The sequence below is a fragment of the Xenorhabdus anantnagensis genome (assembly GCF_028598555.1).
In the GTDB taxonomy this organism is placed as follows: Bacteria; Pseudomonadota; Gammaproteobacteria; order Enterobacterales; family Enterobacteriaceae; genus Xenorhabdus; species Xenorhabdus anantnagensis.
In genome coordinates this window covers 162793-186337 of sequence record NZ_JAQRFN010000005.1, presented here as the reverse complement: position 1 = coordinate 186337, position 23545 = coordinate 162793, and the positions used below count along the sequence as shown (strand labels likewise).

The following is a 23545-nucleotide window of genomic DNA, read 5'->3' as shown; positions in this document are numbered from 1 at the left end:
ACGTTAGTCGTATGATAAAACTCTCGTTATATTGAGGAATTATTGATTATGTCTTTCCAAAATGTGCTGATGATAGGCTGGCAATATCTGCGCGCATTCGCGCTGCTCTATTTGTGTCTGATCGCGGGGAATATCATTTCAGCACTACTTCCCTTCTCTCTCCCCGGTAGCATTATTGGCTTACTTCTTCTGTTTTGTTTACTTGCATTCCAAATTATTCCCTCACACTGGGTGAAACCAAGCTGTAGCCTGCTGATGAAAAACATGACATTGCTCTTTTTGCCCATCGGCGTGGGAATCATGGATTATTATTCACAACTTAGCCAACAGATGTTTCCAATTCTCCTTTCTTGTATCGTGAGTACCGTTATTATCATGGTTATCGTTGCTTACAGTTCCCACTATATTCATCGTGAACGCGTTATTATCGGTACTAAGCCACAAGAATCGGAAGAGAAAAAAAAATGTTAAGCCATATTTGGTGGTCACTGCCATTAACTCTGATTGTCTTTTACTTTGCTAAGAAACTATCAATGCGACTCAAACTGCCTATATTCAATCCGTTATTGATATCAATGGCTGTTATCATTCCCTTGCTGCTCATGACTCATACACCTTACAAACACTATTTTTCTGGCAGCCGGATATTGAACGATTTGCTGCAACCTGCCGTTGTTGCCTTAGCTTTCCCTCTGTATGAACAACTCCATCAAATCCGTGCTCAGTGGAAATCAATTATTAGTATTTGTTTTATTGGCAGCATTGTCGCAATGGTCACGGGAACAGCTATTGCATTATGGGCAGGTGCAACGCCTGAAATTGCAGCCTCTGTTCTACCTAAATCTGTAACCACCCCAATAGCCATGGCTGTGGCCGATTCCATAGGTGGAATTCCTGCCATCAGCGCAGCTTGTGTCATTGCGGTAGGTATTTTTGGCGCAGTCTTTGGTCACAATCTATTTAACATGCTAAGAATAAAAACTCAGGCTTCACGAGGGTTGGCAATGGGTACTGCTGCCCATGCGTTGGGAACAGCCCGCTGTGCGGAAATGAATCACATTGAAGGGGCATACAGTTCACTGGCCTTAATGACCTGCGGCATTATTACCTCACTGATCGCGCCTTTTCTATTTCCGATATTGCTGCATCTGTTTGGTTAATCATTTTATTAATAACTATTCCGATCAACAGTAATGGCTTGAGATGGTTTTATTCGTTGTAAAACTGTAACAAAAAGGTAAGCGTATTTATCAGGGTAGTGAAAATTTGATATAAATCACTAAGATAATATCTTTATTACACAAATTTCATTGATTATATGGCCTTTATCACATTACAAATCTGAATAGACGTCCTAGAATGACCTTCAACTAATTTGGAGATCATTCTATGCAAGCTCGTTTTCACGCTATTTGGTCAGAAATCACGCCTAAACTGCAAAAGGCCCTATTACCTTATATTGGCAACGACGATTTTCCAGCCATGCTGACAGCAGAGCAAGTGGAATCAATCAAACAGATCAGCGAATTTGATGATCAGGCACTGGCATTGGCTTTATTACCACTTGCTGCGGCCTGTTCCCTTGCTCCTATCTCCCATTTTTACGTTGGTGCAATTGCACGGGGAGAAAGTGGCAATCTCTATTTCGGTGCCAATATGGAATTCACCGGAGTGCCATTACAGCAAACTGTCCACGCAGAACAATCAGCCATAACACATGCTTGGTTACGTGGTGAGAAAAAGTTGGTTTCCATCACTATCAACTATTCGCCTTGCGGTCATTGCCGGCAATTTATGAATGAACTGAATAGTGGAACGCAACTGGAAATTTACCTCCCCAACCGTCCAAGATTAACGCTGGCCGACTACCTGCCAGAAGCCTTTGGCCCACGAGATCTAACCGATACACCATTGCTGCTGGATACAGTTAATCATGGCTATCAACTGGCTATCAGTGACGAATTGGTACAAGCTGCCTTGGATGCGGCAAACCGTAGCCATGCACCTTATAGCCAATCCCACTCAGGGGTTGCTCTACAGGATGAACAAGGGAAAATTTATACTGGCCGTTATGCGGAAAATGCCGCATTCAACCCAAGCTTGCCACCATTACAGGCAGCGCTGATATTCATGAATATGGCTCGCGGTAATTGTCAATCCATCAAACGAGCCGTCTTGGTGGAAAGCGAAAATAACCATTTATCACAATGGAATGCTACAGAGTCCACATTAACCGCTCTTGGTTGCACAAAAGTACAGCGGCACACATTTTAAAATAAGAAAAGAGTAGTGACTTAACAAAATGGCAATCTCCCCCTCAATATCCTCCAAGAGGGGTGAAATGAAAAAACTCAATAACATTTAATTAGCCAATTCTGTATGTTATCTCTCATTTTTACTCATGATAATCATATTTAAGTAACATTTACTGTACTTATTTTTTTTATCTTCTTAGGATCTGTAGCCGATTTTGTTATTGATAAGTTCAAAGAGTAAGCATCATGGAACTAGAACACGAAAGTAAACGTCCTCTCTATATTCCCTACGCTGGTCCTATCTTGTTGGAATTTCCTCTGTTGAATAAAGGCAGTGCCTTTACAGAAGGAGAACGCAGTAATTTCAACTTGCATGGCTTATTGCCGCAGGCCGTTGAAACAATAGAAGAGCAGGCCGAACGCGCCTATCGTCAATACCGCGATTTCAAAAATGACGCCGATAAACACATTTATTTAAGGAATATTCAGGATACCAACGAAACGTTGTTCTACCGACTCCTTGACGCCCACCTCAGCGAAATGATGCCTATTATCTACACACCAACCGTTGGTGAAGCGTGTGAACATTTTTCTGATATTTACCGCCGTGCCCGTGGTCTGTTTATCTCCTACCCAAACAAAGCGTACATTGATGACATGCTGCAAAATGCAACCAAGCAGAATGTCAAAGTTATCGTTGTTACTGATGGTGAGCGCATTCTTGGTCTGGGGGATCAGGGAATCGGGGGCATGGGTATTCCTATCGGTAAACTGTCACTGTATACCTCCTGTGGTGGAATAAGCCCTGCTTACACCTTGCCCGTGGTTCTGGATGTAGGGACAAACAACCCACAACGCCTAAATGATCCACTGTACATGGGCTGGCGCCATCCACGCATTACTGGCAAAGAGTACGATGAATTTGTGGATGAATTTATTCAGGCAGTGAAGCGTCGCTGGCCTAACGTACTGCTGCAATTTGAAGATTTTGCCCAGAATAACGCCATGCCGCTGTTAACCCGCTATCGCAATGAACTTTGTTGCTTCAATGATGACATCCAAGGCACCGCATCCGTTGCCTTGGGTAGCCTGATTGCAGCCAGCCGTGCCGCAGGCCGCCAATTGAAAGATCAAACTGTGGCATTCCTTGGTGCCGGCTCTGCTGGCTGTGGTATTGCAGAGCAGATCATTGCCCAAATGAAATCTGAAGGATTGAGTGATGAGCAGGCTCATGCCCGTGTGTTCATGGTTGATCGCTTTGGTCTCCTGACAGACAAACTGCCAAACTTACTGGATTTCCAAAGTGCGTTGGTACAAAAAAGCTCTGTCCTGCAATCGTGGGATGTCGCCAATGATTCCCTCTCATTGATGGACGTGGTTCGCAACGCCAAGCCTACTGTCTTGATTGGTGTTTCTGGTCAATCAGGTCTGTTCACTGAAGAGATCATCCGTGAAATGCATAAACATTGTGAACGTCCGGTCGTGATGCCGCTATCCAATCCGACATCACGTGTGGAAGCTCGTCCGGAAGACATCATCAAATGGACGGATGGCAAAGCGCTGGTTGCTACAGGAAGCCCATTCGTACCAGTAAAATATAACGGTCAGGAATACCCCATCGCACAATGCAACAACTCCTATATCTTCCCGGGGATCGGGTTAGGCGTTATCGCTTCCGGTGCTAAACGTGTTACAGATGATATGTTGATGGTTGCCAGCCGCGCATTGGCGGATTGTTCACCGCTGGCGCAAACAGGCTCTGGCCCATTGTTGCCGCTGATTGATGATATCCAAGATGTTTCCCGTAAAATAGCCAAAGAAGTGGCAAAAAAAGCCCAAATTCAAGGTGTAGCGATTGTTACATCGGAAGATGCATTGGATGAAGCCATTGAGCGCAATTTCTGGAAACCAGAATATCGCGTCTATAAGCGCACTTCATTCTGATAATATTCGTAATAAGCCTGCCAATGTTATTGGCAGGCTTTAGTTTCCCAAATGAAAGGTGGTGGTATCTTCACTCCGAGCTTTCATAATAAAAGAGTCAGGTAAGGTGATGAATTATTTTTCCAAAGACCTTGTTTGTCATTAACTTTAATTTTTATGAACTGTAAAAGATTAAACAGACATTAATATAATATTTATATTTCTGTAGTTCTGATATCACTCATTGAAAACTTGCTTCGGTATTTCAAGTAAAGTAGCCTTTAGGGCATTAGCTCATCAGCACATATAAGGCAAACAAAAATCATGTTGAAGCGCTTGATTACTGGCCTCATTTTTATCATAGCTGTCCTTATTCTGACAGCTATTATGCTTGATCGTTGGATTGGCTGGAAAACCTCTCCTTACATTTTTGATGATCTCAGGCAACTTCCTGAGCGAAAAGTCGGTATAGTACTTGGCACATCCAAATATTATAAAGGCGGCAGATATAATCAATATTATTTCTACCGAATCCAAGGTGCTGTTAACGCTTATAACAGTGGAAAAATTAAATATTTGCTATTGAGTGGGGATAACTCTCAACAAAGTTATAATGAGCCACTGACTATGAGGACAGATTTGATCAAGGCAGGAGTTCCGGCCAGCAGAATTGTCATGGATTTTGCAGGTTTCAGGACATTGGACTCGATTGTCAGAACCCAAAAAGTGTTCAATACCGACGATTTTACTATTATCACTCAGCGTTTCCATTGTGAACGAGCTGTGTTTATTGCCATGTATTCAAACATAGAAGCACAGTGTTATGCCGTTCCCTCCCCTAAAAATATGATGATGGTTCGTTCCAGAGAAGTATTGGCACGTCTCGGTGCTTTGACTGATCTCTATATTTTAAAGCGCGAGCCTCGCTATTTAGGTAAACCAGAATCCATTCCTATCCAACATACCGTACCAACAGGAATACAAGGGTATCCTGCGGTATCACCGGAAGAGTTACAGGAATTAGAAAGAAAATCACACAAGAAATAAAAATGGACAACAAATCAATACGATCTGTTTAAACAGTTTTATGCCCTAAATCTTTCAAGTTGCAGTTCACCTGCAAAACTGCAACTTGAAATCTATTAGATTTAGAACTATTGGCAAAGTATTTCCCTTAAGCCTTACTTCCTGCAACTTTACCTGCCAAACTCGCCAATTTTGCTGTTAAACTGCGCCAGAGCTTTTCCATTGGCCCTTGAGAATAACGTTTCAACCACCAGCAAGCAAACCCGATATTCAATGCCCAAATAAAGGGAATAAATGCCATCAACTCCAAACGGCTAAACTGCTCAAATAACCCAAAGCGATAAAAAATCGTGGTACAAATCAATGTTTGCAACAAATAACTACTCAGTGCCATTCTTCCGACCTGCCGGAGCCAAAAAGTGATTCTCCAGCACGAAATGGCAGACCAAAATCCATAAATCAACGCGATATAACCCAGTCCAAACAACGGTATTGCCAATTCAGGAATGGTATTGAAGATAGCCGGTAATACAGAATAATTGTCGTGACCTAAATATCGTATCGACAATGCAATACATTGAATCGCCATACCAGCAGGAATTAGGCATAATGCCAATTGGCGGTAATGCCTACGACTAAATTCCCCTTTCAACCAGCCGTTACGCATTAACATTGCACCACAAAGCATAGTACCCACTATTTGCCAACCGTATTGCACAATGACCATAACCACCACCCCACCTATTTCATGAATGCGGTGTTCTATGGCCCATAATCCGCCATACGTTTTCCAGTAGCTTTCATAAAGGATATCTTCCGGTGTAGCCTGCATCTGCCAGATTGAATAACCTTCCTCTATAAAAAAGAACAATAGAAGACAAAGCATCATCACACCGAATAAATAGAAAATAACCGCTTTACCAAATAATTTTTGGCGAGTATTGATAAAATACCATGCCAGTAAGCCAGCAATGCCATATGACAACAAAATATCGCCTTCCCACAGCAAAGCTCCGTGCAATAAACCAATAACAACCAAAACCAGTAATCTGGAAATATTTCCATCACGCCCACGCTGCCGAAGCAATTCAAGTGATGCCCCAAACAACAATGTCAAGATGAACCGAAATTTTCCCTCAGCAAAGATGTTTAAAACAGACCATATCGCCACATCAGAAAATGGGACTGAATCTTTATAAAACGGCCCCAGACCAGCTTCAGATAGTAAGGCAAAAGAGAAAATATTCAGCAACAATATCCCCAAAATGGCAAAACCACGTAAACTATCAATTGCCTCAATTCTCTTACTCATTACCTCATTCAAATTACGCTCCATAGAAATAGAAATAGAAATAGAAATAGAAATTCATCATGATAAATGCAGATGACGTACGGCTCGTAAGAATTCCTGCCGTGTATTCTGACTAGTTTTAAATAACCCTCCCAGAGAAGTCGTCGTTGTAGTACTGGTCGCATCGCGGATACCGCGCGCTTTCACGCAGTAATGGACAGCATCAATGGAAACAGCAACATTATTCGTGCCAAGCAGCGTTTGTAGTGCAATCAGGATTTGCTGTGTCAAACGCTCCTGCACCTGTGGGCGCTGCGCAAAAAACTGGACGATGCGATTAATTTTCGACAAGCCAATCACTTTATCCTTAGGGATATAAGCAACCGTGGCTTTGCCATCAATAGTGACAAAATGGTGTTCACAAGTACTGGTCATCGTAATGTCACGCACTGTTACCATTTCATCCACTTTCATTTTGTTCTCTATCAGCGTAATTTTGGGAAAATTGTTATAATCCAATCCTGAGAATATTTCATCCACATACATTTTCGCTATACGGGCCGGCGTATCCGCCAAGCTGTCATCACTTAGATCGAGATTCAACAGCTTCATGATTTCAGTCATGTGTTCCTCAATGCGCACTTTACGCACCTCTGGCTCCAAAGTTTGTTCACGCAATGGGGTTTCAAGACCACGGGCAATCAGCGCCGAATGCACCAGCGCAGCTTCTGTACTTAGGGATGACATCAGTTTCTCCAAGGTAATACTTTCCGTTAATTGACTCTCTGTTAATTGACTTTCGGTTAACTGACAGAAAATTGGGACGTTTATTTTATGAACATATCAGTGAATATAACACCACACGATATCTGTTTTACGAATACGGTTTTACGCATACGGTTTTACACAGACCGTTTTACGCACATACCGTATGTGCGCACAACTATACCTGTTATACCTGTACATCATCAATCACCCAGATCAGAGTGATTCACGACGAGTATTGGGGCGATAAAATACCAATAACCCGGCAATAAGCAATCCAATAAATGCGACATACAAAGCAGGTTCCAATTTACCTGTCAGCCATGTCGAAACAGCGGATAACATTGGCCCTACCAACTGCCCCAGCGCATAGCCTGTGGTCAACAGTCCTGCCATATAACGGGCATGATTGGGAGCCAATTCACGACCATATTGCAAAGCCAGCTGTACCACACACATAAATCCGCCGCCTACCAGCAATGCACCAATCATCAAGCCACTAATACCCGGCAACATTTCCGCAATCAAAATGCCCAACGCCTGAAGCCATAACGTAATCGCCAAACGGGTTTGAGGTGTTGATACATTACGCAGCAAAATTCCCAGCATAATGCCAATGACCGATGCACCACCAAATATTGGCCAGACAAATTGAGCAAACAAGCTATCGGGAAAACGCGCTGTCGCTATTTGAGAAAGAAATGTCGCAGGCAAAATATAACCAAATCCAGCCAGACTATAACTCCACACCAATCGCTTGATTTCCGGTGTTAGGCTCAGGGCTTGGATCGCAGTTTGCGGACGATGCAATTCACCACTGCGGGGCAGATGGCAGCTAACATAAATACTGAACAGCAGCGCCAAAATACCATATAGCATCCATGCACTGGCTGCGCTCATCTGCCAAGATTGGATTCCAATTGCCAGTATGCCACTGATAAAGATCCCGATTCCTGGCCCCGAAAAAACAGCCGCACTCAATCCTGGGCGGTTCAATCTTCCCAATTCCTCATTTGTCCATGCAGCTACCAATACCAATGACCAACCACTTGCCCAGCCAATAAAAAAACGGGCAATACTGTGTAATATCGGCCCATCCAACAATGCAGAAAGCAAGGTGATAATTACCGCTCCCCATAACCCGCTCCACAAGCGGTATTCCACACAACGCTGTGCCCGCATTGCATCATAAGAACCCGCCAGATAACCGAGATAATTGAATGCTGCGACGATTCCCGCCCCTGTTAATGTGAGTTGGGATTCTGCAATCATCAATGGAACTTGTGGGGTAAAAGTAAAACGTCCTATCCCCATTGCTACAACCAAAGCGAGAAAACCGCTTAATGCAATCTGAAAAGCTTGATAGTTACGACTCTGAGGTGCAACAATTTGATTTTTCATAGTGATTAAATAGTAATGGAATTAGTTGTTTTAGAAGGCTTTATTCATTTATAACAAATCATAAATATAATATATATATTTTCTTAACTCCCTTTTTCTTTACCGCCATCGACATTTCCCATCAACGTAATCTTTGCCATAATGCATTCAATGCAGAATAGGTGTTTCAAAAATAAATGCTTAAAGAATAAATAATTGTCCACAATCTGTGATAACCGCAATGTGCGGCATATAGGGAGTTTCTTATGGATCACTGTCATACTTCAGGCTTAATCTCACTTGAACAGGCATTAGAAAAATTACTGGCACAAACCGTCCCCCTGACTGCTATCCCTCTGGTAACGACAGAAACTATTAATCTGACCGAATCCACGGGTAGAATTACTGCTACTGATATCATTTCCCCGATCAACGTCCCCCCTTTTGATAATTCAGCAATGGATGGTTATGCTGTCCGTCTTGCCGATCTTAATGAAAATCAGATCTTGCCAGTGGCAGGAAAAGTGCTGGCTGGTGTGCCATTTCAAGGGGAATGGCCAACTGGCAGTTGCATCCGCATTATGACTGGTGCCCCCATTCCTTCTGGCGCCGATGCCGTTGTGATGCAAGAGCAAACTGAGGTCACTGAAACGGGAGTTTGCTTCACACATCCGGTAAAACAGGGGCAAAACATTCGTACCATTGGGGAAGATATCACCCAAAATGCAGTGGTACTGCCACAAGGAATCAAGCTTTCCACTGCACAATTACCGCTGGTTGCTTCACTCGGCATTGCAACGGTTGATGTTGTCCGCAAACTGAAAGTGGCTATTTTTTCTACCGGTGACGAGTTGCAGGCCATCGGAGAACCCTTACAAGCAGGGCAAATTTACGATACCAACCGATTTGCTGTTCGTATTATGTTGGAAAAACTGGACTGTGAAGTTATCGATTTGGGCGTGATCCGCGATGACCCTGATACCTTGCGGCAAGCCTTTATTGAAGCGGATAAACAAGCTGATTTAGTGATCAGCAGCGGTGGCGTTTCTGTTGGTGAAGCGGATTACACCAAACAGATTTTAGATGAAGTAGGAAAAATCAGTTTTTGGAAACTCGCCATTAAACCCGGTAAACCTTTTGCCTTTGGTAAATTGGAGAATGCCTGGTTCTGCGGCTTGCCGGGCAATCCTGTTTCTGCCGTGCTCACATTCTATCAATTGGTACAACCGTTGATTGCGCACCTATCGGGTTTCACCGCATGGCGACCACCAATGCGCCTGACAGCCAAGACGACAACACCATTGAAAAAATCCCCCGGCAGATTGGATTTCCAACGCGGTATCGCTGCCATCAATAAAAATGGGGAACTAGAGGTACAAACCACAGGACATCAGGGTTCCCATATCTTTAGTTCCTATAGTCTCGGTAACTGTTTTATCGTCTTGGAGCGGGAACGTGGGCACATCGCAGCGGGTGAAACAGTACAAATCGAATTTTTCAACCACTTACTGAAAAATCAATAAGATAATAAAACAATGACTATCGAACTTACCGATGAAGAAACCTTGCGTTATAACCGACAAATTGTCTTGCGTGGTTTCGATTTCGACGGGCAGGAAAAACTAAAATCTGCCAAGGTGCTGATAGTTGGTGCAGGAGGCCTCGGTTGTGCGGCTTCCCAATATCTTGCTGCGGCTGGCCTTGGAACAATTACCCTGCTGGATTTTGATACAGTTTCCCTTTCTAATCTGCAACGGCAAATTCTCCACCGCGATGAGCGCATTGGTATGGCAAAAGTGCATTCTGCGGCACTGACCCTGCGGGAAATTAATCCACACATTACCATCAACCCTATAGAAGGGCTATTAGATGACCCGGCATTAGATGAATTAATCAGCCAACATAAAATTGTGCTCGACTGTACAGATAACGTTGCCATCCGCGAACAACTCAATCATCTGTGTCATGGACATAAAATACCATTGGTTTCTGGTGCAGCCATTCGTATGGAAGGCCAGCTTTCTGTCTTTACTTACCAACCGGAAGAGCCATGTTATCGCTGCCTGAGCCGATTATTTGGTGAAAACAGTCTGACTTGCGTTGAGGCGGGGGTAATGGCACCGCTAGTAGGAACTATCGGCTCCTTACAAGCGATGGAGACAATTAAGCTACTGACTCAATATGGAAAAAGTTGTCATGGTAAGGTGATACTATTCGATGCCATGACAATGCAATTTCGTGAAATAAAATTGCCTAAAGATCCTCAATGTGAGATTTGTCGGATTCATTGAGCATTTCCCCTGTGAATTTCAAGATGCAGCCAACAAAGCTGCAACTTGAAAGACGATGGATGGATATAGCCCCGTAAAATCATCGGGGCCATTAACATCACATCGAACATCACATCAGGTAAAATTATTCAGCAATCCCCTGACTGCTCAGATACTCATCGTAAGTACCTTTAAAATCAACAACCTTATCAGATTTAATTTCCAGAATACGGCTGGCCAGTGAACTGACAAATGCGCGGTCATGGGAGACGAAAACCAACGTTCCTTGGTAAAGTTCCAGCGCAAGGTTCAAAGATTCAATGGATTCCATATCCAAGTGGTTGGTTGGTTCATCCATGAGCAGAATGTTAGGCTTGTGCATCATCAGCTTGCCGAACAGCATACGGCCCTGTTCACCACCGGAAAGCACACCAACTTTCTTCTTGATATCATCCTGACCAAACAGCAAACGGCCGAGAATACCCCGCACGGCCTGTTCATCATCGCCTTCGCGCTTCCATTGGCTCATCCATTCAAAAACCGTCATATCACAGTCAAAATCACTGGCATGATCCTGTGCATAATAACCAATGGTGCTGTTTTCAGACCATTTGATCGTGCCGCTGTTTGGGTTTTCTTCACCAATCAGCGTTTTCAGGAATGTCGTTTTACCGATACCGTTTTCACCGATTACCGCCATCTTTTCGCCGACTTCCATCAGCAGATTCAGGTTTTTGAACAGTGGGCCATTATTATAACCCTTGGTCAAACTTTCCAATTCCAGTGCATTACGGAACAGTTTCTTATCCTGTTCAAAACGGATATAAGGATTCTGACGGCTGGAAGCCTTCACTTCTTCTAACTGGATCTTATCAATCTGACGGGCGCGAGAAGTCGCCTGTTTAGATTTGGAAGCGTTAGCACTGAAACGGCTAACGAAAGACTGCAATTCAGCAATCTGGGCCTTTTTCTTCGCATTATCTGCTTGCAGACGCTCGCGAGCTTGTGTTGCCGCGATCATATACTCATCATAGTTGCCAGGGAACAAACGCAGTTCACCATAATCCAAATCAGCCATATGAGTACATACAGTATTCAGGAAATGGCGGTCATGGGAAATAATGATCATGGTGCTGTTACGTTCGTTGAGCACTTGCTCCAACCAGCGGATAGTATCGATATCCAAGTTGTTGGTTGGCTCATCGAGCAGCAGAACATCAGGATTGGAAAACAGTGCCTGCGCCAGCAACACACGTAATTTCCAGCCCGGAGCTACTGCACTCATCAAGCCATAATGCAGCTCTACGGGAATACCGACACCCAGCAACAGTTCGCCAGCACGCGCTTCAGCACTGTATCCATCCATTTCACCATAAGCGACTTCCAGATCAGCCACACGATAGCCATCTTCTTCGCTCATGTCTGCCATCGCATAAATGCGGTCACGTTCCTGTTTGACTTCCCACAGTTCCTTGTGCCCCATGATGACGGTATCCAACACGGTATATTCTTCGAAAGCAAACTGATCCTGACGCAACTTACCCAGACGCTCATTAGGATCAAGGCTGACATTACCGGAAGTTGGGATTAAATCCCCGCCCAAGATTTTCATGAAAGTAGATTTACCTGCCCCATTCGCACCAATCAAACCATAACGGTTGCCGTTGCCGAATTTGACAGAAATGTTTTCAAACAGTGGCTTGCTGCCAAACTGCATAGTAATGTTGTTTGTACTTAACACAACTGTTGCTCTTAAAGTAAGTAAAAAGGGAATTTATAAAATAGATAGCCGCACATTATGCCACAACAGGAAAAAAGTATCGCCAGAATGCGTTACCTAGCTGTAAAATCAGAGCGACACATCAAGTAATATACTGAATTTTAAGACTCAACAATTTGATATACCGGAAAAATACGATGCAAAAAGTGAGATGGGGTATTATAGGTTGTGGTAATGTCACTGAAGTAAAAAGTGGCCCTGCTTTTTATAAATTGGAAAATACTGAATTAGTCGCAGTCATGCGCCGCAATGCAGATTTAGCTAAAGATTTTGCTGAACGGCACAATGTCCGAAAATGGTATTCGGATGCCGAATCTCTGATTAATGATCCGGAAATTGATGCCGTTTACATTGCTACCCCGCCCTCAACCCATAAAAAATATACTATTTTGGCAGCACAAGCCGGAAAAAGTGTTTATGTTGAAAAACCAATGGCATTAACATTCGAAGAATGCAACGAAATGATTGCCATCTGCCGATTTCAAAAAGTCCCACTGTTCGTCGCTTATTATCGCAGAGCATTGCCTCGGTTTATCAAAATAAAAGAGTTAATTGACTCTGGCAAAATTGGCATACCACGAATTGTAAATTGTATGCAATTCAGAGAAATGGCTTCTATCTATCAGGATACTGATAATTTACCGTGGCTTGTAAAACCAGAAATATCTGGTGGTGGCTTATTTGTTGATTTAGCTTGCCATACACTGGATATATTAGATTTTCTGCTTGGTAAAATTATTTCAGTTAAAGGCCATGCCAACTCACAAGCAAAAGCCTATCCTGCCGAAGATTGTGTTTCCATGTCATTTATGTTCGAGAACCATATCCAAGGTGTTGGAATTTGGAATTTTGTCGCCAGTTCTCGTGAAGACAAAGTCGAAATTATCGGGACAAAAGGAAAAATAATTTTTGCAACATTTGGCGATTCTCCTATTTCATACTATGACGAGAATAACCAACTACATCAATATCATTTCGAAAACCCGAAACATATTCAAATGCCGTTAATTCAGACAGTTATTAATGAAATACAAGGTAATGACAGTTGCCCATCCAATGGAGAATCAGCCGCTCGCACTAGCTGGGTTATTGATGAGGTACTAAAAGAATATCGTTCTGCTTCAAGTACTATTTAAGTTCTGTTGAAGGTAATTGACTGTATGATGCATTCACCTCAGATAAAGGCAATTAATTTTGTAATCCTTGATAACGATATTACTTATATTAGTTAATTAATAAATATGGAATGGGTACGTTGACGATTTAGTATATTTTTAATTAATGGAAATGAAAGATTCAAAATTCAGATATAATGCAATTAGTTAGATCAACATGATTTTGAAATCGAACCATCCCTAGTGATATCGATATTAAAGATATACCTGGTGCGACTATTCAAAAGTATTTTCTGAAAAATCGCGATGATTATGATAAATTTCAGGATGCGGTTGTTAAACATAGATACAAAAAATTTTAAATAGATATTATTTAAATGTTTAGCATGTTGGCTGGCCATTTTTTCATTTTTATAAATTATTGGTGAAATATAAGAGATTGGTATATACAATTCTAAGCCAGTTATTGCGATATTAACCATCAAGGGCTAACTTGATGGTTAATATATTCTTTTCAGGTCACAAAGCAATCGCCATGGTTCTACTTATTTCTTGATACCCTTCCCTTGTATAAAAGCGAATTGCATCAATATTCTTAGATAATACATTCAGTTCAAGATGTGAATAATGGTTTTCCTGTGCCCATCTTTTTATTCCAGCCAGTAACTTCTGACCGATTCCGAAATTTCTGGCATCTGGACTGACAACTAAATCGATAACATAGCCATAAGTTCTGGGGACAATACAGTTAAAAGGAGGTGTCTTTTGCTCCTGTGCAATGGAAAAACCTTTAATAGCACCATTCTCATCTTCCGCAACAAGCAAATGAAACTTATCATTATTGACACCGGAAACAATGAAATCTCTGTCTTGTTCAGTGGATTTCAATCTATCTGGCTGCAACACAGCCATTTCATCGAACAATATATTATAGAGAGATAAAATAGTCTCAATGTCCTGCATAGAAGCTGTTCTTATTACCATAATATTTTCCCGAGTTTTCCAATCAATTAATTACCGAAGGAACTGTGTAATCATTAAAGCGATCAAGTAAAGCCACAAAACCTTCTGCCAGTTCAATCATTTTGCTTTTGCGCTGATGCATGGTTTCTACAACATGAAGTTCAGATAGGTTCTTATGGGAACAGTCCCCATGCCCTTTACACTGGAGCCTTTAACCAGCTATTTCGAAAAATATATCGCACTTTCTTTATAAATTTCAGATATATCTAAGCTTGAACCACAATAAACTGCGATATTCTTTACATAATCATTTAGTTATAAAGAATTTTTCACCATAATCTCTTTCATTGCCAAACTCCATTATTGTTGTTTTAGTTTCTGATTATAAGATAACCTAACAAGCATACAGCTAATAATACAGTTGAGTTATATCTGTTTCACTGCGAAGATGACACCCTTTAAATAATATGTTGTAACTGAGGTTTTCTAAATGTCTCTTTCCAAACATCGGGCCGCTTCTTTTCCGTTGCTTCCTGTGATTTTATTATTACTGTCAATGACATCAATTCAAGCCGGAGCCTCACTGGCTAAAACAATATTCCCTGTCATTGGAGCGCCGGGTGTCACAGCCCTGAGACTTGCATTAGGAACGATTATTCTATTTCTGATTTTTAAACCGTGGCGTCTGAAATTTCAGCGATCTTCATTGATTCCTCTTTTTGCCTACGGCATTTCACTCGGGGCAATGAATTACCTGTTTTATATGTCATTATCTCGAATTCCTCTCGGTATTGCCGTTGCACTTGAGTTCACCGGGCCTTTGGCGGTCGCAATGTTTTCTTCTCGTCGCCCTTTGGATTTTCTCTGGATTGCTTTGGTCATTACCGGATTAGGCTTCCTGTTACCAATTGGAGATAGCGTCAATACCCTCGATCCCATCGGTATTTTATACGCACTGGGAGCCGGTGTTTTTTGGGCGCTTTATATTATCTTCGGGCAACGTGCTGGAGCGGGCTATGGTGCTGCGACTGTCTCTATTGGTTCACTGATAGCGGCCTTTATCTTCTTCCCAATCGGGTTAATACAGACTGGCCCTGAAGTACTGTTTAATGTTTCATTACTGCCTATTGCCCTGGGGATCGCCATTTTATCCACCGCATTTCCCTACACGCTGGAAATGATTGCCCTGACTCGCCTTCCAGCCAAAACATTCGGGACATTAATGAGCCTTGAACCTGCATTGGGAGCATTATCAGGTATTATTTTCCTTAATGAGCATTTGGCAATGATTCAATGGATTGCTCTTTTCTGCATTATTTGTGCTTCTATAGGTTCTACCCTGACCATTAAACAAAAAACCAAAATAGAAAGAGTAGAATAATTAATTTAAATGTACAGGATCATCTAAAGGCTCTGGCAGATCGCTATTTTGTCGTTGCCAATGATATCCGTCAGGCGATTATTGATGCGAAAAACGAAGATACTGCGGATATGTTCACTGCTGCAGCCCGTGATTTAGACAAATTTTATAGTTTATAGAAGCAAATATTGAGCAATAAAATAAAAATATTATTTTTCATTAAGTTAAGGCCACATCTGTGGCCTTTTTTACATCAATTATCATGATTAATGGAAAAAAACATTAAAAAACAGAAGCTATAACCTTAAAAACTACACTAACCTTTAAAAAAATCATTTTTCTCTCTATAATCTCTGTCTGATTTAAAAATAAATATGAGGACTCTATAAGATGGATATCGAAGTCAAAGATTCTAACGGCGCATTGTTGAATGATGGTGACTCAGTTCAGGTTATCAAAGATCTGAAAGTCAAAGGCACATCCAAGACGCTGAAACGTGGCACATTAATCAAAAACATCCGCCTGACCCATCGCGAAGATGAAATTGAGTGTAATGCTGACAAAATCAAAGGGTTAGTTCTAAAAACCTGTTTCCTGAAAAAAATAGGATAAATAACGGTTACAAACCCATTTTTGAATAAAAGATAAATAATATTAAATTTTATATTATTTATCTTTTTTCATTATCTCCAACTCTTTTCCCGATGGCACATTTGGTCGTTCAATTGGAAATATAGGCAAAGAATTCAATAAACGCGGCCCGTAACGTTTGGTCAATAATCGATTATCATAAATCACCACATCACCATAGCACTCATGGCTGCGAATTAGCCTTCCCACTTGTTGAATCAAATTAAAAGAAGCACTGGGTAAACTCTGCACTTCAAATGGGTAGCGTTTCAACGATTTCAGCCATTCGCTTTCAGTAATAATCACGGGATTGGTTACAGGGGGAAATGCGATTTTATGAATATGGACTTGTGAAAGATATTCACCTTTTAGATCCAATCCTTCTGCAAACGACTGCAATCCAATCAGCACACTGGCTTGTCCTTCATCAATACGCTTGCAATGTGTTTCTACCAATCGATAGCGGGGCTGATCACCTTGTACCAATAACATTAACCGCAAATCTGTGACAAAAGTAAGGAATCCTTCCATTGCTCGTTGGCTGCTAAAAAGCACCAACATTCCCCGATGCTTCTCTTCCATCACCTGAGAACGAAAATAACGCGACATCTCCTCAAGGTGCTGCATTTCATTTTGAATGGTCGGTTCCTGTGTCATTTGGGGAATAATCAAACGCCCTTGCCGGACATGTTCAAAAGGCGATGACAAAGTAACAAAACGATCGTCATGATTTTCGTGTAATCCAGTGAGTTCCTGAATGCGAGAGAAACTATTCAATGAACGCAACGTAGCCGATGTCACTACAACATGGGGAATGCTGCGCCATAATAGCTGGGTTAATTGCTCGCTGACCCGAATTCCCGAACAGTGAAAATAAAGATGTGATTGGTTTTTCTCATAGCGGCGCGTTAACCATTTTGATATCGGCGCATGGGAAGATTCTTCTTGTGAAGCCAAACGCCACAATTTTGCCATATTCTCAAAATAGCCCAGTGTTCGGCTGGTTTGCAAAATAGCACGATGCAATCGGACAATATCCTGTTTGGCAGTTTGATCGCTCAAATCATTTAAAATCGCTTCTGCTAAACCACGTAATCCATCAGTGAGTTTAAATAATTGCTGACAGCACAACAGTAAACTATCCGGTAATTTTCCCAGCTCAAATAGATACTCATCCGCTTCACCACGCTCAGGCAAGAGTGCCTGAGTCATCTCCGCCAACTCCTTAAAGTATTCACGAATTGTTTCACAATGAGTCTGTAATCGGGGGATATTTGCCAAAGCAGGCGGTTTCGTCGGCCGAAATTGAATCAGGTATTGCTCCACATGACGGATAAATAAATCTAACTGTCCATTAAGCTGAAATAACGTAATTTCTCCTCCAACTTCCAGTGAATCCCTTGCCACCTCAGGAATATGATGTCCCTCATCCAAAACCAGCAGCAGATTTTTTGCCTCCGGTAAAACAGATTCACTTTCTAACGCAGCCATAACCAAGGAGTGATTGGCAACGACAACATCGGCATCTTCAATTTCCCGACGAGCAAGAAAAAATGGACAACGATGGTAAAACTGACAATTTCGTGCCAAACAGTTCATTTTATCTGTACTGATTTTTGTCCACAGTGAATCCGATAATGCCAATGTATGGTGGTCACGTAAGCCATCCCATATAAATGTCGTATAATCGTTGCGTAATCGACGGCATAGTTCCCGTTCTTCACTATTAGCAATTTCTGTTTGGTCTTCGACCAAAAACATCAAGTCAATCTGCTCCCCCTCTGTAGCACAAATTGCCTCCAAATTACGTGGACAGACATAACGTGCACGACCAAAAGCGCCTGTGAATTTAAGATCAGGGATAATTTTACGCAGCAACGGCAAATCCTTGCTGTAAATTTGATCTTGCAGAGCTACATTAGCTGTACTCACTACCAACGGTTTCTGTTCTGCCCGACTGACGGCAATTCCCGGAATCAGGTATGACAACGTTTTTCCTACTCCCGTTGGGGCTTCTATTACTAAATGCCGCCCTTCTTCATTCGCCAACGTTTTTGCAACCTCTGCAATCATCTGACGTTGGGGTGCGCGTGGAATGAAACCATCAATATGGATAGATAATGACTTATACCACTGACTAATTTGATTTTTTGTTGAACTGGAAAGTGCCATGAGCTTTGTTACTTTAAAATGGGAGGGCTATTCTCCCATAGAGTTGCTCTCAAATCAGCCTTATATGGTCATTACTGGGAAGACGTTTCCAGCTTTTTGCTATTAGTGCAAAAATTTAGTGCGAAAATTAAGGCAAGAAAACCAGTGCGAGACAGTCAGTGCAAGAAAAGTGGTTATCGCTTGTCTGGCGTGTAGAAGCCGATATACTTTTGGCTTTCTATCTTTTAGCTTCTTATAGCTGTTACATCTTTCTTAAGACCTTTTATTAAAACTTTATTGGATACAAAAATGAAAAAAATCCTGCTCATTATCATCATATTATTTTCTATTGGCTCAATTGGTGGAGTCTTTCTGGCGGGGTTAAATATGTATACTCGGTCAACAACGCCCGCAGAAGAGCCACAACAGACTCAGCAGGAACATATTCCGACAGGTCAACATTAAATATATTGGCTTTTATCGTAACACCAGATGAGGAAGCGTATGAAGAATGAATATTTTGTCAGTCCACAATGGTTAAACGAGCATCTCCATGATGAGAATGTCGTTGTCGTTGATGCCAGTGCACCAATGCCCAATCAATCCATTGACTATCACCAACTCTGGTTAGAGAAGCATATTCCGGGTGCACAATTTTTTGATCTTGATAAAGTCGCCAATCTACAGACCAACCTGCCGCACATGCTGCCAGAACCGGAAACTTTCCGCCGAACTGTTAACAAAATGGGTATCAGCGAAAATCATTTGGTGGTGATTTACGATCAGGGAAATATGTTCTCTGCTCCACGGGCATGGTGGACATTCAAAATCTTTGGTGCACTCCATGTCCGTATTCTTGAAGGAGGATTACAAGGCTGGCAGCAAGCAGGTTATCGAACTGAGTCGGGAAAAGTTACCCGTTCATCCGAGGTTTTCAATATCCAGTTTACCCCTGAAAAAATCTGCTCTCAGACACAAATCCTTAATGTCATCCATAACAATGTGCCGGTACAATTTGTTGATGCCAGAGCGGAAGATCGTTTTCAGGCAAAAGTGCCAGAACCTCGTCCGGGTTTGAGAATGGGGCATCTCCCCAGTGCTAAAAATGTTCCATGGACGACCTTGATTAATAATGGAAGCTATAAATCAGTAGAAGAAATCGCGGCGATATTCCGTAAACAAGGCATTGATTTAAACCGACCTATTATTACCAGCTGTGGTTCTGGAATGACGGCTGCTGTTTTAGTCTTGGGGCTTGATATGATTGGCCACAAAGAAGCAGAATTATACGATGGTTCTTGGGCCGAATGGGGAGCCAATGATTCACTGCCATTAGAAAAATAAATATTGAAAAATAAATACTGAAAAATAGCTTATTGGAAATCATGAATAATAGCAAAGGGCATAAAAGTAATATGCCCTTTCTTGTTATTAATCATATGGATTTTGAATGTTAAGAAAAACTGCAAAGCTATCGGTTAGAAATTTTGTTATATACAAATAGGACAGCCATCGCGCCAATAACCGCAATAATTAAACTCCCCAAATTAAAACTGCTTATTTTTGCCACGCCAAATAATTTACTACTGATATACCCGCCGCCGATAGCCCCCACAATACCTAGAATCATCGTCGTAATGCCACTACTGTTGTTGTCCCCCGGCATAATCCACTTAGCAAGAAACCCAGCAAGTAGGCCGAAAATAATCCACGACAGGATACCCATATATACTCCTCCAAAAATTGTTTAGCCTCTTAGGGTACATGTTTAATTGTATTTCTATGTCTTAATTTAAGACACTAATGAAAAGAATTGCAAATTATAAGAAAAGGTATATAACAATAATTAGCAGTATTAATATAAATGGTTAACATGAAAAATAACATTCATCAATTCAATTTACATTTTCCCAATACACTAACTTGATAAGATTTATTTACAGTTTTTCCATCAATAAATATGCACAATAACCCAATAGATTGGCTATGACTATTTTCAATTTAACAAACCTGAAGTTCTGGCTCGATTTCATATAGCGGTAAAGATCTATTCACTGCGTAGGAAATAATATTGGCAATTTCAGCAGACTTTTTTAATGCCCTGATTTGCATAAATAATTCATCCGCTTCATCATACTCTTTACGTAAATATCCTAACCATTGCTTGATACGGGCAACATGATACAATCCCGTGTCTCCCTGCTTTTCCAGATAAGTATATTTTTGCAGTAGCTTAAGCACACCACCCCAAGGCATTCTTGGTTCGTTATATTTAATCATTCGGCTCAAATTTGGTATATGCAATGCACCACGACCTATCATTACAGCATCACATCCTGTAATTTTGATACATTCCTGAGCACTTTGCCGATCCCAGATTTCACCGTTGGCAATCACTGGAATGGAAAGACGACGCCGAATTTCGCCTATCGCCTCCCAATTAATACGTTCTGCTTTATAACCATCTTCTTTGGTTCGTCCATGTACAACCAGTTCAGTTGCCCCTGCTTGCTGGACTGCATCCGCAATCTCAAACTGGCGTGAATCAGAATTCCATCCCAGACGTACTTTTACCGTCACTGGCAAATGTGCAGGAACGGCTTCACGCATAGCTTTGGCTCCCTGATAGATGAGTTCGGGATCTTTCAGTAATGTAGCACCTCCACCACTGCCATTTACGGCCTTGGACGGACAGCCACAATTTAAATCAACACCCCATGAGCCCAACTCAACTGCCCTAACTGCGTTTGCGGCCAACCATTCGGGATACTGCCCCAGGAGCTGAATTCTAACCGGTGTTCCCGATGGGGTACGACTCTGATGATGTAATTCAGGACACAGCCGGTAAAAAGATTTTACCGGCTGTAAGCTGTCAACCACACGCAAGAATTCTGTGATACAAAGGTCGTAATCATTGACTTCACTCAACAATTCTCTAACCAGAGAATCCAAAACACCTTCCATCGGAGCCAGCAAAACGCGCATGGATTACTCTCCTGCTACCGAAGCACGTGGAGCTTTGGTTGCTGTGCGCTGATGGCGTTGACGCGATGGCGCACCTTGATTGTGACTGCGCGGACGATCGCCTCCTTGATTAGCATTAGCCTGATTTTGTTTGGAATGGCCTTGTTTGCCATTTTTACGTTGACCATTAGGCTGTTCGCTATATGGGTGATGATCGCGGAAGCCATTACCCTGAGAATTATTTTTACGAGAAGCATTCCCATGAGAAGCATTACTACGAGGAGAACTACCATGAGGAGAACTACCACGGCTACTGCGTCCATTTTGGATTGGCTCAGCTTTGATAGAAGGGTCAGGTTCATAACCCGAAATGGCAATACGTGGAATTTCTCGCTTCAATAAACGCTCAATATCTTTCAAGAGCTTATGTTCATCGACACACACCAACGATATTGCCTGCCCTGTAGCATCTGCACGACCAGTCCGGCCAATTCGATGAACATAATCTTCGGCAACGTTTGGCAATTCATAGTTGACGACATATGGCAACTGGTCAATATCAAGTCCACGGGCAGCGATATCTGTTGCGACCAACGCACGAATTTGCCCGGTCTTGAAGTCAGCCAATGCACGGGTTCTCGCCCCCTGACTCTTGTTACCGTGGATCGCGGCAGCCGTCACGCCATCCTTATTCAATTGTTCTGCCAACCGGTTTGCACCATGTTTGGTACGCGTAAATACCAACACCTGTTGCCAGTTCTGGCTGCCTATCATGTAAGAAAGCAACTCACCCTTGCGCTTTTTGTCTACAAAATGGATTGATTGATCAATCTGTTCAGAAGCCGAGTTACGCCGTGCAACTTCCACGCTTACTGGCTCTTTCAGCAATTTGCTGGCAAGGCTCTTGATTTCATCAGAGAACGTCGCAGAAAAGAGTAAGTTTTGGCGTTTCGCTGGCAGCTTATTTAACACACGACGAATGTCATGAATAAATCCCATGTCCAACATGCGATCCGCTTCATCCAGGATCAAAATTTCAATCTGAGAAAGATCCACGGCATTTTGATGCTCCAAATCCAACAAACGCCCCGGTGTTGCGACCAAAATATCCACGCCACCCCGTAACTTCATCATCTGTGGATTAATGCTGACGCCACCGAACACAACAAACGAACGTAATTTAAGATATTTGCTGTAATTACGTACATTTTCACCCACCTGAGCCGCTAGTTCTCGAGTCGGAGTTAAAATCAATGCCCTGACCGGACGGCGACCTTTTGCCTGAACCGGGGATTCACTTAAGAGTTGCAGGATAGGTAAAGTAAACCCTGCTGTTTTTCCCGTGCCTGTCTGGGCACTGGCCAGTAGATCTTTACCGGATAACACAACAGGGATGGCCTGCTGCTGAATAGGGGTAGGTTCCGCGTAACCTTGTTCTTCAACGGCACGCAAAATATCAGCCTTCAAGCCGAGTGACTCAAAATTCATAAATAAGAAATGCTCCAGACTTCACCATTCCTGATATCAATTCAGGGGCAGTTTTATGGGAAGAAAACAGACGCGATAAAACGCAAAGAAATTACACAAACTGCAATGCACCATAAGTAGCGCGGCATTATAACAGATATGTTTTTCTACGCAGACCTAAAGAAGCCAATAATTGAAGATAAAG

General features: G+C 42.2%; 21 protein-coding genes and 2 pseudogenes. 13 read left to right on the top strand and 10 right to left on the bottom strand.

Going from position 1 to position 23545, the window contains the following annotated elements; all coding sequences use genetic code 11:
- Positions 1 to 48: 48 nt before the first annotated feature.
- The 5 genes from PSI14_RS06205 (at position 49) to sanA (ending at position 5225) form a co-directional block, all read left to right on the top strand.
- Positions 49 to 471 carry a CidA/LrgA family protein gene (locus PSI14_RS06205; protein WP_273575038.1) on the top strand — a complete coding sequence of 141 codons (423 nt, stop codon included), beginning with the start codon at positions 49 to 51 and terminating at the stop codon, positions 469 to 471.
- Positions 465 to 1160: a CidB/LrgB family autolysis modulator gene (locus tag PSI14_RS06200; protein ID WP_273575037.1), complete on the top strand. Its 696-nt coding sequence runs from the start codon at positions 465 to 467 to the stop codon at positions 1158 to 1160. The genes PSI14_RS06205 and PSI14_RS06200 overlap by 7 nt, the downstream gene beginning before the upstream one ends.
- Before the next feature lie 229 nt (positions 1161 to 1389).
- The gene (cdd, locus tag PSI14_RS06195) at positions 1390 to 2274 is read left to right on the top strand and encodes a cytidine deaminase (protein ID WP_273575036.1); all 885 of its coding nucleotides are present in this window, start codon (positions 1390 to 1392) and stop codon (positions 2272 to 2274) included.
- A 227-nt stretch (positions 2275 to 2501) separates the two neighbouring features.
- Positions 2502 to 4199, top strand: coding sequence for an NAD-dependent malic enzyme (locus tag PSI14_RS06190; RefSeq protein ID WP_273575034.1), 1698 nt, complete (start codon positions 2502 to 2504; stop codon positions 4197 to 4199).
- Positions 4200 to 4502: 303 nt separating this feature from the next.
- Positions 4503 to 5225 carry an outer membrane permeability protein SanA gene (sanA, locus tag PSI14_RS06185; RefSeq protein WP_273575033.1) on the top strand — a complete coding sequence of 241 codons (723 nt, stop codon included), beginning with the start codon at positions 4503 to 4505 and terminating at the stop codon, positions 5223 to 5225.
- Positions 5226 to 5352: 127 nt separating this feature from the next.
- On the opposite strand, the gene yeiB is transcribed toward sanA, so the two are convergent.
- The 3 genes from yeiB to PSI14_RS06170 all read right to left on the bottom strand — a co-directional run bounded on the left by yeiB (position 5353) and on the right by PSI14_RS06170 (position 8661).
- Positions 5353 to 6516, bottom strand: coding sequence for a DUF418 domain-containing protein YeiB (yeiB, locus tag PSI14_RS06180; RefSeq protein ID WP_273575031.1), 1164 nt, complete (start codon positions 6514 to 6516; stop codon positions 5353 to 5355).
- A 57-nt stretch (positions 6517 to 6573) separates the two neighbouring features.
- On the bottom strand, positions 6574 to 7242 hold the full coding sequence (gene folE, locus PSI14_RS06175; protein ID WP_273575030.1) for a GTP cyclohydrolase I FolE: 669 nt from the start codon (positions 7240 to 7242) through the stop codon (positions 6574 to 6576).
- 234 nt (positions 7243 to 7476) lie between these two features.
- Complete coding sequence (locus PSI14_RS06170) at positions 7477 to 8661, bottom strand: YbfB/YjiJ family MFS transporter (protein ID WP_273575028.1); 1185 nt, start codon at positions 8659 to 8661, stop codon at positions 7477 to 7479.
- A 245-nt stretch (positions 8662 to 8906) separates the two neighbouring features.
- Between PSI14_RS06170 and moeA the strand changes: the two genes are divergently transcribed.
- Both moeA and moeB read left to right on the top strand, forming a co-directional pair.
- Positions 8907 to 10163, top strand: a complete 1257-nt coding sequence (gene moeA / locus PSI14_RS06165; protein WP_273575027.1) for a molybdopterin molybdotransferase MoeA — start codon at positions 8907 to 8909, stop codon at positions 10161 to 10163.
- A 12-nt stretch (positions 10164 to 10175) separates the two neighbouring features.
- On the top strand, positions 10176 to 10931 hold the full coding sequence (gene moeB / locus PSI14_RS06160; RefSeq protein ID WP_273575026.1) for a molybdopterin-synthase adenylyltransferase MoeB: 756 nt from the start codon (positions 10176 to 10178) through the stop codon (positions 10929 to 10931).
- Positions 10932 to 11055: 124 nt separating this feature from the next.
- Here moeB and PSI14_RS06155 read toward each other — a convergent pair whose 3' ends face one another.
- On the bottom strand, positions 11056 to 12651 hold the full coding sequence (locus tag PSI14_RS06155) for an ABC-F family ATPase (RefSeq protein ID WP_273575024.1): 1596 nt from the start codon (positions 12649 to 12651) through the stop codon (positions 11056 to 11058).
- 176 nt (positions 12652 to 12827) lie between these two features.
- On the opposite strand from PSI14_RS06155, the gene PSI14_RS06150 reads away from it, so the two are divergent.
- Entirely contained in the window at positions 12828 to 13826 is a 999-nt protein-coding gene (locus PSI14_RS06150; protein WP_273575022.1) for a Gfo/Idh/MocA family protein, read from the top strand.
- Positions 13827 to 14324: 498 nt separating this feature from the next.
- Here PSI14_RS06150 and PSI14_RS06145 read toward each other — a convergent pair whose 3' ends face one another.
- Both PSI14_RS06145 and PSI14_RS06140 read right to left on the bottom strand, forming a co-directional pair.
- A complete protein-coding gene (locus PSI14_RS06145; RefSeq protein WP_273575020.1) occupies positions 14325 to 14789 on the bottom strand; it encodes a GNAT family N-acetyltransferase in 465 nt (154 codons plus the stop codon).
- A gap of 67 nt (positions 14790 to 14856) precedes the next feature.
- A pseudogene (locus tag PSI14_RS06140) lies at positions 14857 to 15062 on the bottom strand (LOG family protein); the annotation flags it as partial.
- 196 nt (positions 15063 to 15258) lie between these two features.
- On the opposite strand from PSI14_RS06140, the gene rhtA reads away from it, so the two are divergent.
- From rhtA to PSI14_RS06130, 3 genes and pseudogenes are all read left to right on the top strand, one after another.
- Positions 15259 to 16149, top strand: coding sequence for a threonine/homoserine exporter RhtA (gene rhtA / locus PSI14_RS06135; RefSeq protein WP_273575018.1), 891 nt, complete (start codon positions 15259 to 15261; stop codon positions 16147 to 16149).
- Between the two features lie 8 nt (positions 16150 to 16157).
- A pseudogene (locus PSI14_RS20140) lies at positions 16158 to 16327 on the top strand (DNA starvation/stationary phase protection protein Dps); the annotation flags it as partial.
- A 191-nt stretch (positions 16328 to 16518) separates the two neighbouring features.
- Positions 16519 to 16740: an alkylphosphonate utilization protein gene (locus PSI14_RS06130; RefSeq protein ID WP_045969765.1), complete on the top strand. Its 222-nt coding sequence runs from the start codon at positions 16519 to 16521 to the stop codon at positions 16738 to 16740.
- Between the two features lie 54 nt (positions 16741 to 16794).
- On the opposite strand, the gene dinG is transcribed toward PSI14_RS06130, so the two are convergent.
- Positions 16795 to 18930, bottom strand: coding sequence for an ATP-dependent DNA helicase DinG (dinG, locus tag PSI14_RS06125; protein WP_273575016.1), 2136 nt, complete (start codon positions 18928 to 18930; stop codon positions 16795 to 16797).
- A 288-nt stretch (positions 18931 to 19218) separates the two neighbouring features.
- On the opposite strand from dinG, the gene PSI14_RS06120 reads away from it, so the two are divergent.
- Together PSI14_RS06120 and sseA are read left to right on the top strand one after the other, a co-directional pair.
- A complete protein-coding gene (locus PSI14_RS06120; protein ID WP_273575014.1) occupies positions 19219 to 19374 on the top strand; it encodes a hypothetical protein in 156 nt (51 codons plus the stop codon).
- A gap of 39 nt (positions 19375 to 19413) precedes the next feature.
- On the top strand, positions 19414 to 20253 hold the full coding sequence (sseA, locus tag PSI14_RS06115) for a 3-mercaptopyruvate sulfurtransferase (protein ID WP_273575012.1): 840 nt from the start codon (positions 19414 to 19416) through the stop codon (positions 20251 to 20253).
- A gap of 127 nt (positions 20254 to 20380) precedes the next feature.
- Here the strand turns inward: sseA and PSI14_RS06110 are convergent, their stop codons facing one another.
- The 3 genes from PSI14_RS06110 to rhlE all read right to left on the bottom strand — a co-directional run bounded on the left by PSI14_RS06110 (position 20381) and on the right by rhlE (position 23361).
- Positions 20381 to 20635 (bottom strand): GlsB/YeaQ/YmgE family stress response membrane protein, encoded by a 255-nt coding sequence (locus PSI14_RS06110; RefSeq protein WP_273575010.1) that lies wholly within the window; start codon positions 20633 to 20635, stop codon positions 20381 to 20383.
- 275 nt (positions 20636 to 20910) lie between these two features.
- Positions 20911 to 21894, bottom strand: coding sequence for a tRNA dihydrouridine(16) synthase DusC (gene dusC, locus PSI14_RS06105; RefSeq protein ID WP_273575008.1), 984 nt, complete (start codon positions 21892 to 21894; stop codon positions 20911 to 20913).
- Between the two features lie 3 nt (positions 21895 to 21897).
- The gene (gene rhlE / locus PSI14_RS06100; protein WP_273575007.1) at positions 21898 to 23361 is read right to left on the bottom strand and encodes an ATP-dependent RNA helicase RhlE; all 1464 of its coding nucleotides are present in this window, start codon (positions 23359 to 23361) and stop codon (positions 21898 to 21900) included.
- Positions 23362 to 23545: the final 184 nt, after the last annotated feature.